Origin of the sequence: Streptomyces sp. NPDC087428 (genome assembly GCF_044744085.1) — a bacterium.
Lineage (GTDB): Bacteria > Actinomycetota > Actinomycetes > Streptomycetales > Streptomycetaceae > Streptomyces.
In genome coordinates, this window is sequence record NZ_JBIUXR010000002.1 from 371,794 (window position 1) to 385,840 (window position 14,047).

The window sequence follows — 14,047 nt, forward strand, 5'->3', positions numbered from 1 at the left end:
ACGGAGAAACACTCGCGGGAGCCCGGACGCACCGGGCTGAGAGGGAGGCTGGACGGCCTCCGACCGTACGAACCTGATCCGGGTCATGCCGGCGAAGGGAGGGGCTGGATGCCCATGCGCACCCACCGCGCGAGCGGGTCCGACGTCCTCGTCATCGGGGGCGGCATCATCGGCCTGGTGACCGCCTGGCGGTCCGCGCAGCGCGGTCTGGCCACCGCGGTCGCCGATCCCGGCCCCGGCGGCGGGGCCGCCCGGGTCGCGGCCGGGATGCTGGCCGCCGTCACCGAACTGCACTACGGCGAAGAGATGCTGCTGGGTCTCAACCTCGCCTCCGCCGCGCGCTATCCGGCGTTCGCGGCCGAGCTGGAGGCGGCGAGCGGACAGGACATCGGCTACCGCGCCTGCGGCACCCTGGCCGTCGCGCTGGACACCGACGACCGTGCCCATCTGCGCGAGCTGCACGCGTTGCAGCGCCGGTCCGGGCTGGAGTCCGAGTGGCTCACCGGCCGCGAGTGCCGGCGCCTGGAGCCGATGCTCGCGCCGGGCGTACGCGGCGGACTCCGGGTCGACGGCGACCACCAGGTCGACCCGCGCCGGCTGGCCGCCGCGCTGCTGACGGCGTGCGAGCGGGCCGGGGTCGTCTTCCACCGCCACCGGGCCGAACGGCTCTCGGTGGCACGGGACCGGGCCACCGGGGCCGTACTGGCCGACGGTTCGGAGCCGGTGGCCGATCAGGTGGTGCTCGCCGCGGGCAGCCTCAGCGGCCGGCTCGCGGGGGTGCCCGACGACGTCCTGCCGCCCGTCCGCCCGGTCAAGGGCCAGGTGCTGCGGCTGACCGTACCCACCGCGTACGCCCCCTTCCTCAGCCGCACCGTGCGGGCCGTGGTCCGGGGCAGTCACGTCTACCTCGTGCCGCGCGAGAACGGCGAGCTGGTGATCGGCGCCACCAGCGAGGAGATGGGCTGGGACACCACCGTCACGGCGGGCGGGGTGTACGAGCTGCTGCGCGACGCCCACGAGCTGGTGCCCGGCATCACCGAGCTGCCGCTCACCGAGACCCTGGCCGGTCTGCGCCCCGCCTCACCCGACAACGCCCCGCTGCTCGGCCGCACCGCACTGCCCGGCCTCCACCTCGCCACCGGGCACCACCGCAACGGGGTGCTGCTCACTCCGGTCACCGGCGACGCCATGGCGCAGCTGCTGGCCGACGGCGAGCTCCCCGAGGTGGCCCGCCCCTTCTCCCCCGGCCGTTTCGCGGCCGCCACCCCCGTACGACAGGAGCAGCCCGCATGACCGTGCCCGTCCCCCTCTCCGTGTCCGTGTCCGTGAACGGCGAGACCGTCGCCGTCGCAGCGGGCACCACGCTGGACGCCCTCGTCGCGACCCTGACCGAGGCGCCCTCGGGTGTCGCGGCCGCGCTGAACGAGACCGTCGTGCCGCGCGGCCAGTGGTCCGCCGCGGCGCTCGCCGACGGCGACCGGGTCGAGGTCCTGACCGCGGTCCAGGGAGGCTGACCGTGTCCGACGATCTGTTCACTCTCGGGGACACCGTCCTCGGCTCCCGGCTGATCATGGGAACGGGCGGGGCGCCCAGCCTCGATGTGCTGGAACGCTCACTGATCGCCTCCGGCACCGAGCTGACCACCGTCGCGATGCGCCGCCTCGACCCGACCGTGCGGGGCTCCGTGCTCTCCGTACTGGAGCGGCTCTCCATCCGCGTCCTGCCGAACACCGCGGGCTGCTTCACGGCGGGCGAGGCCGTGCTCACCGCCCGGCTGGCCCGCGAGGCGCTCGGCACCGACTGGGTCAAGCTGGAGGTGGTCGCCGACGAGCGGACCCTGCTGCCCGACCCGATCGAGCTGCTGGACGCCGCCGAGATCCTGGTCGACGACGGTTTCACCGTGCTGCCGTACACCAATGACGATCCGGTGCTGGCCCGCCGGCTCCAGGACGTGGGGTGCGCGGCGGTCATGCCGCTCGGCTCCCCCATCGGCTCGGGGCTGGGCATCCGCAATCCGCACAACTTCCAGCTGATCGTCGAGCAGGCCCGGGTCCCGGTGATCCTGGACGCGGGTGCCGGGACGGCCTCGGACGCGGCGCTCGCCATGGAGCTGGGGTGCGCGGCTGTGATGCTCGCCTCAGCGGTGACCCGGGCCCAGGAACCCGAGCTGATGGCCGCCGCGATGCGTCACGCGGTGGAGGGCGGGCGGCTGGCGTACCGCGCGGGGCGGATTCCGCGCCGGCACTTCGCCGAGGCGTCGTCGCCGGTGGCGGGGCGTGCGGCGCTGGACCCGGAACGCCCCGCTTTCTGACGCCGGACACCGCGGCTCCGGGAGCGGTGGGCAGCGTGTCCCTGTCACGGCCCGGCTGCGGTACCGGTCCGGAATCGTCCCGGCCCGTCAGTCGTGTCCGCGCCGGCTCGTAGACTCGCTGCGTGGATACGACCCTCCAGGACCCTCTCGTCGGGCAGCTGCTCGACGGCCGCTACCGCGTCGATGCCCGCATCGCCGTGGGCGGCATGGCCACGGTCTACCGGGCCATGGACACCCGGCTCGACCGGGTGCTCGCCCTCAAGGTGATGCACCCGGCGCTCGCGACCGACGCCTCCTTCGTCGAGCGCTTCATCCGCGAGGCCAAGTCGGTGGCGGGGCTCGCGCACCCCAATGTGGTCGGGGTCTTCGACCAGGGGGCCCAGGGGCAGTACGTGTACCTGGCGATGGAGTACGTCGCGGGCTGCACGCTGCGCGACGTGCTGCGCGAGCGCGGCGCACTCCAGCCGCGGGCCGCGCTGGACATCCTGGAGCCGGTGCTCGCCGCGCTCGGCGCCGCGCACCGGGCGGGCTTCGTGCACCGTGACATGAAGCCGGAGAACGTACTCATAGGCGACGACGGCCGGGTCAAGGTCGCCGACTTCGGCCTGGTACGGGCCGTAGGCACGGTCACCAACACCACCGGTTCCGTCCTGGGCACCGTCTCCTACCTCGCCCCCGAGCAGATCGAGCGCGGCACCGCGGACACCCGCGCCGATGTGTACGCGTGCGGGGTGGTGCTGTACGAGATGCTCACCGGCACCAAGCCGCACACCGGGGACTCCCCCGCCCAGGTCATCTACCAGCATCTGAACGAGGACGTCCCGGCCCCATCCGCCCTCGTCCCCGGGCTCGCACCCGAGCTCGACGAGCTGGTCGCGAGCGCCGCCGCGCGTGACCCCGAGGTCCGGCCGTTCGACGCGGTGGCCCTGCTCGCCGAGTCCCGCCGGGCCCGCGCCGGCCTCAGCGACGCCCAGCTGGACGCCGTTCCGCCGCAGGCCCTGGCCGAGGTGCGCGACGCCGCGGAGGACCGCACGAGCGTGATTCCGCGGGTGCTGCCGCCCGGCCAGGGAACCGCCCACCACACGAGCCGGCTGGAGATGCCCCCGCCGCTGCCGCCGGAGCCGCCGGTCCGGCGGACCGGGCCCCTCGGCGGGCCGCGGCGCGGCATCGTCGCGGCGGTCGTCGCCGTGCTGCTGGTCCTGGGGATCGGCGGCGGCGTCTGGTACATCAACTCCGGACAGTTCACCCACGTCCCCTCGGTGCTCGGCCGGAGCGAGCAGGCGGCCAAGGGCCGGCTGTCGGACGCCGGCCTCGAAGTGAAGGGCGTCGAGCGCGCCTACAGCGACACCGTCGGCCGCGGCAAGGTGATCGGCAGCGACCCGAAGCCGGCCGCCAGGATCCGGGGCAACGGCTCGGTGACACTCGTCGTCTCGCGCGGGCCCGAGATCGTGAAGGTGCCCGACGTCGAGGGCGTCGCGCTGGCCGAGGCCAGGCGGAAGCTGGCGAAGGCGGGCCTGGTGCCCGGCATGACCACCAAGGAGTTCAGCGAGGACGCGGAGGCCGGCGAGGTGGTGCGGACGGACCCCGAGGCGGGCACCGAGCGCCGCGCGGACAGCGCGATCGCCATCGTGGTGTCCAAGGGCAGCCCGGTCGACGTCCCCGATGTCACCGGCCTCTCCGTCGAGGACGCCACCGACGCGCTGGACGAGGAGGGGCTGAAGGCCAAGGTGCTGCCCGGCCGGGTGAACTCCTCCGAGGACGCGGGCGACATCGCCGAGCAGTCACCGACCGAGGGCCGGGAGGCCGCCGAGGGCGACACCGTCACGCTGACGGTCTCCAAGGGCCCGCAGATGATCGACGTCCCGGACGTCACCGGCAAGGACGTCGACGACGCCCGGAGCGAGCTGGAGGACGCGGGCTTCGAGGTCGAGGTCGACCGGCCGTTCCTCGGCATCAGCGACACGGTCGCGAGCCAGTCCGTCGACGGCGGCGACCGGGCCCCCGAGGGCAGCACCATCACCATCAAGACCAAGAGGCTCTAGATCCATATGCGCAACCCCGTAGGCGGCCATGTACCGGTGGCCGGCGGCCTCGCCAGGGCCGGCCTCCCGTACGCCCGCGAGATGGGAGCGGAGGCCGTCCAGGTCTTCGTCGCCAATCCGCGCGGCTGGGCGACCTCGCCCGGCAGCCCGGCGCAGGACGAGCAGTTCCGCGCCGAGTGCGCGGCCGAGTCCGTACCGGCGTACGTCCACGCCCCGTACCTGATCAACTTCGGCTCGCACACCGCGGCGACCGTCGAGAAGTCCGTGACCTCGCTGCGCCACTCCCTGCGCCGCGCCCGCGAGATCGGCGCCCTGGGCGTCGTGGTGCACACCGGCTCCGCGACCAACGGCCGGCCCCGCGAGGAGGCGCTGGCCCAGGTGCGCACCCATATGCGGCCGCTGCTGGACGAGCTGACGCACGACGACGACCCGTTCCTGCTGCTGGAGTCGACCGCCGGCCAGGGGTTCTCGCTCTGCTCGCGGACCTGGGACTTCGGCCCGTACTTCGACGCGCTCGACGCCCATCCGAAGCTCGGCATCTGCCTCGACACCTGCCACATCTTCGCGGCGGGACACGATCTGGCCGGTCCCGGCGGGATGAAGGAGACGCTGGACCTGCTGGTGGAGACGGTCGGCGAGGGCCGGCTGAAGCTGATCCACGCCAATGACTCCAAGGACGTGGCCGGAGCCCACAAGGACCGGCACGAGAACATCGGCGCGGGCCACATCGGCGAGGAGCCCTTCCGGGAGCTGTTCTCCCATCCGGCCACCGAGGGCGTACCGCTGATCATCGAGACACCGGGCGGCAAGGAGGGGCACGCGGCGGACGTGGCCCGGCTGAAGGAGCTGCGCGGCCGGAGCTGATCCGGCCGCGCCACTGGGCGGGGAATACCCCATGGGGGTATACGGTTCCTGTAGTCGACAGACACCGCAGTCCGGCATTGGGGTATCGACATGCAGGAGCACACACAGCACACGGAGCACGCACACCACGCAGCGCACACGGGGCACGTCGGATGGGGCACGGCCGCTCGGGCCACCCTGCACTGCCTGACCGGATGCGCCATCGGTGAGGTGCTCGGCATGGTGATCGGCACGGCGTTCGGCTGGGGCAACCTGCCGACGATGGTTCTCGCCATCGCCCTGGCGTTCTTCTTCGGCTACACGCTGACCCTGCGGTCCATCCGGAAGGCCGGCGTCGACTTCCGTACGGCGTTCCGCGTCGCCCTCGCCGCCGACACGCTCTCCATCGCGGTGATGGAGCTGATCGACAACGGGCTGATCGCCCTGTGGCCCGGCGCGATGGACGCGACACTCGCGGACGCGCTGTTCTGGGGAACGCTCACCCTGTCGCTGGCCGTGGCGTTCGCCGTCACCACACCGGTCAACAAGTGGATGATCGGCCGCGGCAAGGGCCACGCCGTGGTGCACCAGTACCACCACTGAGGCAGCGCGGGGACCGGCAGGGGCCGGGGGTCAGAGCTCGGGGCCGTCCCCGGGCTCCTCCTGGTAGGAGTAGCGCTGTTCCTTCCACGGGTCGCCGACGTTGTGATAGCCGCGCTCCTCCCAGAAGCCGCGGCGGTCGGCGGTCATGTACTCGACGCCCCGGACCCACTTGGGGCCCTTCCAGGCGTACAGCTGCGGAACCACGAGCCGGAGCGGGAAGCCGTGCTCCGCGGTGAGCAGCTCGCCGTCCTTGTGGGTCGCGAACAGGGCTCGCTCCGCGGTGAAGTCCTCGATCCTGAGGTTCGAGGAGAACCCGTACTCGGCCCAGACCATGACGTGCGTGACATGGGGTGCGGGCGGCGCGAGCGCCACGACATCGCGGACGAGCACCCCGCCCCACTCCGCGCCGAGCATGCTGAATTTCGTCACGCAGTGCAGATCGGCGACGACCGAGGAAAACGGCAGCGCCGAGAATTCCTGATGGTCCCAGCAGTGCTTGTCGCCGTCGGCCGTGGCACCGAAAACCCGGAATTCCCAGCGTTCGGGTCTGAACTTCGGCACCGGCCCGTAATGGGTGACCGGCCAACCGCGCTGCAGTCGCTGTCCCGGCGGAAGCTCGGACTGCTCTGATGCGCGGTTTTCCCGGCTTTCCGGCTGACCCATGTCTCCATGGTGACAGACAGGCAAGGGTGGTCATGACCAGCACAGAGACGTTTCGGGCAAGCACTACTAAGCATGTACTTACTGGACGGCCACCGGGTGCGATGCGAAGATGCGGCCAACTTGCCCAGTTCACCGGTTGGAAGGAGCCTCTGCGATGCAGGGCGACCCCGAGGTCCTTGAGTTCCTGAACGAACAGCTGACCGCCGAATTGACTGCCATCAATCAGTATTTCCTGCATGCCAAGATGCAGGAGAACTTCGGCTGGACGAAGCTCGCGAAGTACACCCGCTCCGAGTCGTTCGACGAGATGAAGCACGCCGAGATCCTGACCGACCGGATCCTCTTCCTCGACGGACTGCCGAACTACCAGCGGCTCTTCCACGTACGTGTGGGCCAGACGGTCACCGAGATGTTCCAGGCGGACCGCCAGGTGGAGGCGGAGGCGATCGACCGCCTCAAGCGGGGCATCGAGCTGATGCGCGGCAAGGGCGACATCACGTCCGCGAACATCTTCGAGTCGATCCTGGCCGACGAGGAGCACCACATCGACTATCTCGACACCCAGCTGGAGCTGGTCGAGAAGCTCGGTGAGCCGCTCTACATCGCGCAGCTGATCGAGCAGCCGGAGAGCTGACCGGTACGGGGGACGCCGCTCAGGCGGCTTCGGGGAACCCGGCCACCGGTGCGTCCACGCGTGCGACGGCGCCGGGCGGCTGCTTCTGGTCGAGCAGTTCGCGGCGCGGACAGGCGCCGCGGCCGAGCATCGCCTGGATGGTGCGGACGCAGCCACCGCAGTCGGTCCCCGCCTTGCAGGCGGAGGCTATCTGGCGGGGCGTGCAGGCGCCGGCTTCCGCATGCTTCCTGACCTGCTGCTCCGTAACGCCGAAGCACGAGCAGACGTACACGCGGTTCACCTCCCGGCGGGATGGGTCGTGGCGGCCGCCCCGATAATCGGTGAGGCTAACCTAACCTTACCTGCCGCTCAAGAGCGGTAAAAGCCCCGGAACGCCCAGTGGGGCACGGATCACATCGATCCGTGCCCCACAGTCGTACGTGCGCTACCAGCGGTGATGCCTACTGATCCCGGTACATCTCGGCGACCAGGAACGCGAGGTCCAGCGACTGGCTGCGGTTGAGCCGCGGGTCGCAGGCCGTCTCGTAACGCTGGTGCAGATCGTCCACGAAGATCTCGTGGCCGCCGCCGACGCACTCGGTGACGTCGTCACCGGTGAGCTCGACGTGGATGCCGCCCGGGTGGGTGCCGAGGCCCTTGTGCACCTCGAAGAAGCCCTTGACCTCGTCCAGGACGTCGTCGAAGCGGCGGGTCTTGTGGCCGGACGCGGCCTCGAAGGTGTTGCCGTGCATCGGGTCGGTGACCCAGGCGACGGTGGCACCGGAGGCGGTGACCTTCTCGACCAGCGCGGGGAGCTTGTCGCGGACCTTGTCGGCGCCCATCCGGACGATGAAGGTCAGCCGGCCGGGCTCGCGCTCGGGGTCGAGGCGGTCGATGTAGCCGAGCGCCTCGTCGACGGTGGTCGTCGGTCCGAGCTTGATGCCGATGGGGTTGCGGATCCTGGAGGCGAACTCGATGTGCGCGCCGTCCATCTGGCGGGTGCGCTCACCGATCCACACCATGTGGCCCGAGGTGTCGTACAGCTCACCGGTGCGCGAGTCGGTGCGGGTCAGCGCCGACTCGTAGTCCAGCAGCAGGCCCTCGTGCGAGGCGAAGAACTCGACGGCCTTGAACTCCGCCGGGTCCGTGCCGCACGCCTTCATGAAGTTCAGCGCGTTGTCGATCTCGCGGGCCAGGGCCTCGTAGCGCTGGCCGGACGGGGACGACTTCACGAAGTCCTGGTTCCAGGCGTGCACCTGGCGCAGGTCGGCGTAACCGCCGGTGGTGAAGGCGCGGACGAGGTTCAGCGTGGAGGCGGACGCGTGGTACATCTGCTTCAGCCGGTCCGGGTCCGGGACGCGCTCGGCCTCGGTGAAGGCGAAGCCGTTGACGGAGTCGCCGCGGTAGGTCGGCAGGGTCACGCCGTCGCGGGTCTCGGTCGACTTGGAGCGGGGCTTGGAGTACTGGCCGGCGATCCGGCCCACCTTGACGACGGGCACGGAGGCCGCGTAGGTGAGGACGGCGCTCATCTGGAGCAGCGTCTTCAGCTTGGCGCGGATGTGCTCGGCCGACACGGCGTCGAAGGCCTCGGCGCAGTCGCCGCCCTGAAGCAGGAACGCCTCGCCCTTGGCGACGGCTCCCATGCGGGCGCGCAGCTGGTCGCACTCGCCCGCGAAGACGAGCGGCGGATACGACGCGAGGTCCGCGAGTACATCGCGCAGCGCCTCGGAGTCGGGGTACTCGGGCTGCTGCGCCGCGGGAAGGTCTCGCCAGGTGTTGCCACCGGCGACGGAGGTATTGGCGTTCACGGTCACGAGTCCCACATTACGGGGTCGTGTCGACTGGTTTTCCTGGTGCTCAGTCACTGAGACGGACGACGCGGCGCGGTCCGTGACGAGGGACACAGCGGGGGGCTGCTAGCCTCACGACTTTCGGATGTGAACAAGTGACGTACAGGGGGTGGGGATTTGAAGCGGAACCACCGCAAGGATCTCAGGAAAAGACGGGTGCTCTACGGGGTGGGGGCAGCGGTCGTGGCGACCGCGACGATCGGCACGGTCGCCATGGCATCGCAGGACACCGTGCCGGCCGACGGCAAGCCGGCTCCGGCGTCCGCCACGCTGCAGACGCAGTTCAAGGACGCGGCGCGCGAGTTCGACGTGCCGCAGAGCGTGCTGATGGCGGTCTCGTACCGCCAGACGCTGTGGGAGAGCCACGACGGCGAGCCGAGCACGAGCGGCGCGTACAACGTGATGGGGCTCACCCGGGTGACACCGAAGGACGTCGTCCAGCCGGACGGCAAGGAGCGTCTCGCGCACCTCAACATGAGCGGCAGTCCCGAGATCGCGCGCAAGTTCGACGCGGCCGAGGCGCTGCGCAACCTGCCCGCGGAGACCGTCGCCACCGACGACCCGCGGCTCCACACCCTGGACAAGGCCGCCGGTCTCATCGACGCCGGCACCGACGCGGTCCGCGGCAGCACCGGGCAGAGCATCCGTGCGGGCGCGGCGCTGCTGGCCGAGTACCAGCGGCAGGCGACCGGCTCCCTGCCGGACAGCGCGGGTGAGTGGTACCCCGCGGTGGCCCGCTTCAGCCAGTCGACGGACGCGAAGGGCGCCGATCTCTTCGCCAAGCGGGTCTTCGAGTCGATCAGGACGGGTGAGCGGCAGCTCACCACGGAGGGCCAGCAGGTCACACTGCCCGCCGACCCCTCCGTCGAACCGGTCAGGCCGTCGAAGGTTCCGCTCGCCGCCACGTTCGCGAGCACGGCCGCGGCAGCAACGCCGGAGTGCCCGTCCGGCCTGAACTGCAACTTCATCCCGGCCGAGGACCCGAAGACCGGCACGCGGAACTACAGCCTGGCCGACCGGCCCGCGGGCGGGTTCGGCATCCGCCAGATCGTCATCCACGACACCGAGGGCGGCTACCAGGGCTCGGTCGACACGTTCCGGAACTCGGCGAACGGTGTCAGCACGCACTACCTGGTCCGCGCCTCCGACGGTCTGGTCACCCAGATGGTCGAGAACAAGAACCTGGCCTGGCACGCGGGCAACTGGTCGCTGAACATGCACTCCATCGGCGTGGAGCACGAGGGCTACGCCATCAAGGCCGGTACGTGGTACACCGAGCCGCAGTACGAGTCCTCCGCGGCCCTGGTGAAGTTCCTCGCGGCCAAGTACGACATCCCGCTGGACCGTGAGCACGTCATCGGCCACGACGAGGTGCCCGGTGCGCTGGACGCCAATGTCGCCCCCATGCACTGGGACGCGGGCCCGTTCTGGGACTGGAACCACTACATGGCGCTGATGGGTGCCCCGACCGGTGCCAGTGGCGCGGGCGGCCCGGTCAAGACCGGCCAGGTGGTCCGCGTGGTGCCCCCGTTCACCACGGCCAACCAGCCGGAGCTGACGTACAACGGCGGCACGGTCGCCAAGCAGCCGGCGAACTTCGGCTACCTCTACACCTCGCCCTCGACGACGTCGGCCAGGATCACCGACCCGTACATCCCGAACGTTAAGGCCACGGACGGCCCGAACTGGGGCAACAAGGTCGTCGCGGGCGGCAAGTACGTGGTGGCCGAGGCCCGGAACGACTGGACGGCGATCTGGTACGGCGGACAGAAGGCGTGGTTCTCCAACCCGGGCGGGCAGTTCACCGCACGCGTCGCCGGTACCGCCCCGGTCGTGCTGAAGGCGAAGGCCGGGGTCACACCGCGGCTCTACGGCCGTTCGTTCCCCGAGGCCTCGGCCTACGACGGGACCGGCGCCACCGCCCCGGCGGACAGCCCCGACCACCTGTCGAAGTACAAGCTCCCCAGCGGGCAGGCGTACGTGAAGGCCGGGGACGAGGTCCAGGGCGACGACTACTTCGGCTCCTTGCAGACCCGTGTCGTGGGCACCGAGCTGTACACCCCGATCCGCTACAACCACCGCATCGCCTGGGTGAAGTCGAGCGACGTCCAGGAGGCGAGCGGCACCGTCCCGGATGCCGGGACGAACCGCTACAACCTGATCGGCAAGGACAGCAAGGGCGACGTCTGGCAGTACCAGGGCACCGGCAGCGCCGCGTCCCCGTACTACAAGCGCTACCTCATGGGCTACGGCTGGCAGAACTACACCGCCATCACCGCCATGACCGCGATGCGCGCCGACGGCACCGGCGACATCACGGCCCGCGACAAGGACGGCGTGCTCTGGTACTACCGCGGCAGCGGCAACCCGGACAAGCCGTACCTGGCACGGCTCAAGGTGGGCAGCGGCTGGAACCAGTACAACGGCATCTGGGGCATGCGCGACCTGGACGGGGACGGCAAGGCGGACATGATCGCCCGCAACGGCTCCGGGGTGATCTATTTCTACAAGGGCACGGGTGACCCGGCGAAACCCTTCGCCCCCAAGGCGCAGATCGGCACCGGCTGGCAGATCTACGACGCCGTCGTCTCCACCGGCGATCTGAACGGTGACGGCAAGGCCGACTTCGTGGCGCGGGACAAGTCCGGTGTGCTCTGGCTCTACACGGGTACCGGCAGCGCCGCGGCGCCGTATGCCAAGCGGGTGCAGATCGGCTCCGGCTGGGGCGCCTACAAGCTGATGCTCGGTCCGAGCGACCTCGACCGGGACGGCATCGGGGACCTGGTCGGCGTGAACGGATCGGGAGTGCTCTGGTTCTACAAGGGCACCGGCAACGCGGCCAAACCCTTCGCCACCAAGGCGCAGGTCGGCACCGGCTGGCAGATCTACGACTCGCTGTTCTGAGACCCGCTGTGACGGGTCCGGCCCGGCCGGCCGGACCGGAGGCCCGTTCCATCCGTCGGGTGGGACGGGCCTCCGCGTGCCCGATCGTGGGTTAGGGTTCGGGCATGTTCGCGCACTCGACCCGTAACTGGTGGTGGACCGCTCATCCGGCGGCCCACTGACTGCGCGTACGCAGAAAGACAACAGAGGCCGCCCGAGGGGCGGCCTTTTCCGTTTCCACGGGCCGTTCCTCCCAGCTGATTCCACTGGAAGGAACACCCCGCATGACACCGCACACGATCGTCCGGAGACTGCTCGGCGAGGACTGCCCGCCCTTCGCCCTGCTCCGCAGGCGCACCCCCGGCCATGACCACGACACCGTCGAGGTGCTGATCGGCGAGGTGCGGGAGGTGGACCGGCTGGCGGACCTCCCGGTCGGTGAACGGCCCTCGCTCGCCATGGTGCCGTTCCGGCAGATCGCCGAGCGCGGTTTCGACGTACGGGACGACGGGACGCCGCTGGCCGTACTGGTCGCGGACGAGACGTACGAACTGCCGCTCGACGAGGCGCTGGAGCTGCTCCCCGCGCACGAGGTGCGGGTCGAGGACGGCGCGTTCGACGTCGCCGACGAGGAGTACGCGGGGACCGTCCGGCGGGTCATCCAGGACGAGATCGGCCGGGGCGAGGGCGCGAACTTCGTCATCCGGCGGACCTTCCGGGGCGGGATCCCGGGGTTCGGGAGGGCGGACGCGCTGGCGCTGTTCCGGCGGCTGCTGGCGGGCGAGCGGGGCGCGTACTGGACGTTCGTCGTGCACACGGGTGACGGCGGGCCCGAAGGGCTCTCGTCGTCGGGGCGGCGGGCGGCGGGCGGGCGGACCCTGGTCGGTGCCAGCCCCGAGGTGCATGTGCGGATGTCCGGCGGGACGGTCGTGATGAATCCGATCAGCGGCACCTACCGCTACCCCGCGCAGGGACCGTCCGCCGAGGGCCTGCTGGCCTTCCTCGGGGACCGCAAGGAGACCGAGGAGCTCTCCATGGTGGTCGACGAGGAACTCAAGATGATGTGCACGGTCGGGGACATGGGCGGGGTGGTGATCGGCCCCCGGCTCAAGGAGATGGCCCATCTCGCGCACACGGAGTACGAGTTGCGCGGGCGCTCCTCGCTGGATGTGCGCGAGGTGCTGAAGGAGACCATGTTCGCGGCGACGGTCACCGGCTCCCCCGTGCAGAACGCCTGCCGGGTCATCGAGCGGTACGAGTCCGGCGGGCGCGGCTACTACGCCGGCGCGCTGGCCCTGCTGCGGCAGGGGCCCGACGGGGCGCAGACGCTGGACTCACCGATCCTGATCCGGACCGCCGACATCTCGGCGGGCGGGCAGCTGCGGGTACCGGTCGGGGCGACGCTGGTGCGCCACTCCGATCCGGCGAGCGAGGTCGCGGAGACCCATGCCAAGGCGGCCGGGGTGCTGACCGCGCTGGGCGTGCTGCCGGGCCGGCCGAGGGCCGGGGGCGCACTGCCGCGGCTGGCCGAGGACCCGCGGGTGCGGGCGGCGCTGGACGCCAGGCGGGACGGGCTCGCACCGTTCTGGCTGCGGATGCAGGAGCGCACCGACGAGCTGTCCGGCCACGCGCTGGTGATCGACGGCGAGGACACGTTCACCGCGATGCTGGGGCATCTGCTGCGCGCCTCGGGTCTCGATGTGACGGTGCGCCACTACGACGAGCCGGGGCTGCGCGAGGCCGTACGGGCGCACGAGGGGCCGGTGGTGCTGGGCCCCGGGCCGGGGAATCCGGGTGATCCGGACGATCCGAAGATGCGGCTGCTGAGGGCGCTGGCGGCGGAGCTGGTCCGGGACCACCGGCACGGGCTGCTGGGGGTGTGCCTGGGCCATGAGCTGATCGCGGCGGAGCTGGGCCTGGAGATCGTCCGCAAGACGGTGCCGTACCAGGGTGCGCAGACCCGGATCGAGCTGTTCGGGCGGCCGGAGACGGTCGGCTTCTACAACAGTTTCACCGCGCGCTGCGACGACGCCGCGGCCGACGAGCTGGCGGCGCACGGCATCGAGGCGAGCGTGGACGGGGCGACCGGGGAGCTGCACGCGCTGCGCGGGGACGGCTTCGCGTCGGTGCAGTTCCACCCGGAGTCGGTGCTGACGCTGCGCGGCGCGGCGATCGTGGCCGAGCTGCTGGCGGGGCTGCCGGTGCGCGGCTGAGCGGCCGCCGCCCGGACCCTGTCGGG

General features: G+C 71.1%; 13 protein-coding genes and 1 riboswitch. Of the genes, 10 read left to right on the plus strand and 3 right to left on the minus strand.

Annotated elements, in window-relative coordinates:
* The first annotated feature begins 4 nt into the window (after positions 1 to 4).
* Positions 5 to 117: riboswitch (TPP riboswitch) on the plus strand.
* The 6 genes from thiO (at position 115) to ACIO3R_RS05435 (ending at position 5,799) form a co-directional block, all read left to right on the plus strand.
* Positions 115 to 1,293 (plus strand): glycine oxidase ThiO, encoded by a 1,179-nt coding sequence (gene thiO, locus ACIO3R_RS05410; protein ID WP_402104218.1) that lies wholly within the window; start codon positions 115 to 117, stop codon positions 1,291 to 1,293. Its footprint overlaps the riboswitch before it by 3 nt.
* Positions 1,290 to 1,514 (plus strand): sulfur carrier protein ThiS, encoded by a 225-nt coding sequence (thiS, locus tag ACIO3R_RS05415; protein WP_402103525.1) that lies wholly within the window; start codon positions 1,290 to 1,292, stop codon positions 1,512 to 1,514. Before thiO ends, thiS begins: the two co-directional genes overlap by 4 nt.
* A gap of 2 nt (positions 1,515 to 1,516) precedes the next feature.
* Positions 1,517 to 2,311, plus strand: coding sequence for a thiazole synthase (locus tag ACIO3R_RS05420; RefSeq protein ID WP_363021355.1), 795 nt, complete (start codon positions 1,517 to 1,519; stop codon positions 2,309 to 2,311).
* 122 nt (positions 2,312 to 2,433) lie between these two features.
* Positions 2,434 to 4,353: a Stk1 family PASTA domain-containing Ser/Thr kinase gene (gene pknB / locus ACIO3R_RS05425; RefSeq protein WP_402103528.1), complete on the plus strand. Its 1,920-nt coding sequence runs from the start codon at positions 2,434 to 2,436 to the stop codon at positions 4,351 to 4,353.
* A 6-nt stretch (positions 4,354 to 4,359) separates the two neighbouring features.
* Complete coding sequence (locus ACIO3R_RS05430) at positions 4,360 to 5,217, plus strand: deoxyribonuclease IV (protein ID WP_402103530.1); 858 nt, start codon at positions 4,360 to 4,362, stop codon at positions 5,215 to 5,217.
* A 90-nt stretch (positions 5,218 to 5,307) separates the two neighbouring features.
* Complete coding sequence (locus ACIO3R_RS05435) at positions 5,308 to 5,799, plus strand: DUF4396 domain-containing protein (RefSeq protein ID WP_385028909.1); 492 nt, start codon at positions 5,308 to 5,310, stop codon at positions 5,797 to 5,799.
* Between the two features lie 30 nt (positions 5,800 to 5,829).
* On the opposite strand, the gene ACIO3R_RS05440 is transcribed toward ACIO3R_RS05435, so the two are convergent.
* The gene (locus ACIO3R_RS05440; protein ID WP_385028906.1) at positions 5,830 to 6,462 is read right to left on the minus strand and encodes a sulfite oxidase-like oxidoreductase; all 633 of its coding nucleotides are present in this window, start codon (positions 6,460 to 6,462) and stop codon (positions 5,830 to 5,832) included.
* A gap of 154 nt (positions 6,463 to 6,616) precedes the next feature.
* Between ACIO3R_RS05440 and bfr the strand changes: the two genes are divergently transcribed.
* The gene (gene bfr / locus ACIO3R_RS05445; RefSeq protein WP_385028903.1) at positions 6,617 to 7,096 is read left to right on the plus strand and encodes a bacterioferritin; all 480 of its coding nucleotides are present in this window, start codon (positions 6,617 to 6,619) and stop codon (positions 7,094 to 7,096) included.
* Positions 7,097 to 7,115: 19 nt separating this feature from the next.
* On the opposite strand, the gene ACIO3R_RS05450 is transcribed toward bfr, so the two are convergent.
* Positions 7,116 to 7,367, minus strand: coding sequence for a bacterioferritin-associated ferredoxin (locus ACIO3R_RS05450; RefSeq protein ID WP_401284368.1), 252 nt, complete (start codon positions 7,365 to 7,367; stop codon positions 7,116 to 7,118).
* 169 nt (positions 7,368 to 7,536) lie between these two features.
* Positions 7,537 to 8,883 carry a class II 3-deoxy-7-phosphoheptulonate synthase gene (locus ACIO3R_RS05455; RefSeq protein WP_402103535.1) on the minus strand — a complete coding sequence of 449 codons (1,347 nt, stop codon included), beginning with the start codon at positions 8,881 to 8,883 and terminating at the stop codon, positions 7,537 to 7,539.
* 159 nt (positions 8,884 to 9,042) lie between these two features.
* Here ACIO3R_RS05455 and ACIO3R_RS05460 point away from each other — a divergent pair, with 159 nt between their 5' ends.
* From ACIO3R_RS05460 to ACIO3R_RS05470, 3 genes are all read left to right on the plus strand, one after another.
* The gene (locus ACIO3R_RS05460) at positions 9,043 to 11,829 is read left to right on the plus strand and encodes an N-acetylmuramoyl-L-alanine amidase (protein ID WP_402103538.1); all 2,787 of its coding nucleotides are present in this window, start codon (positions 9,043 to 9,045) and stop codon (positions 11,827 to 11,829) included.
* 104 nt (positions 11,830 to 11,933) lie between these two features.
* Positions 11,934 to 11,990 (plus strand): trp operon leader peptide, encoded by a 57-nt coding sequence (locus ACIO3R_RS05465; RefSeq protein ID WP_073735655.1) that lies wholly within the window; start codon positions 11,934 to 11,936, stop codon positions 11,988 to 11,990.
* A 102-nt stretch (positions 11,991 to 12,092) separates the two neighbouring features.
* Positions 12,093 to 14,021 carry an anthranilate synthase family protein gene (locus ACIO3R_RS05470; protein ID WP_385028894.1) on the plus strand — a complete coding sequence of 643 codons (1,929 nt, stop codon included), beginning with the start codon at positions 12,093 to 12,095 and terminating at the stop codon, positions 14,019 to 14,021.
* The last annotated feature ends 26 nt before the right edge of the window (positions 14,022 to 14,047 follow it).

Bases quoted from the DNA above. Each gene is read 5' to 3' on its own strand.
- ACIO3R_RS05440 (WP_385028906.1), bottom strand. From the start codon at position 6,462: ATGGGTCAGCCGGAAAGCCGGGAAAACCGCGCATCAGAGCAGTCCGAG.
- ACIO3R_RS05430 (WP_402103530.1), top strand. From the start codon at position 4,360: ATGCGCAACCCCGTAGGCGGCCATGTACCGGTGGCCGGCGGCCTCGCC.
- thiO (WP_402104218.1), top strand. From the start codon at position 115: ATGCGCACCCACCGCGCGAGCGGGTCCGACGTCCTCGTCATCGGGGGC.
- ACIO3R_RS05435 (WP_385028909.1), top strand. From the start codon at position 5,308: ATGCAGGAGCACACACAGCACACGGAGCACGCACACCACGCAGCGCAC.
- bfr (WP_385028903.1), top strand. From the start codon at position 6,617: ATGCAGGGCGACCCCGAGGTCCTTGAGTTCCTGAACGAACAGCTGACC.
- thiS (WP_402103525.1), top strand. From the start codon at position 1,290: ATGACCGTGCCCGTCCCCCTCTCCGTGTCCGTGTCCGTGAACGGCGAG.
- ACIO3R_RS05470 (WP_385028894.1), top strand. From the start codon at position 12,093: ATGACACCGCACACGATCGTCCGGAGACTGCTCGGCGAGGACTGCCCG.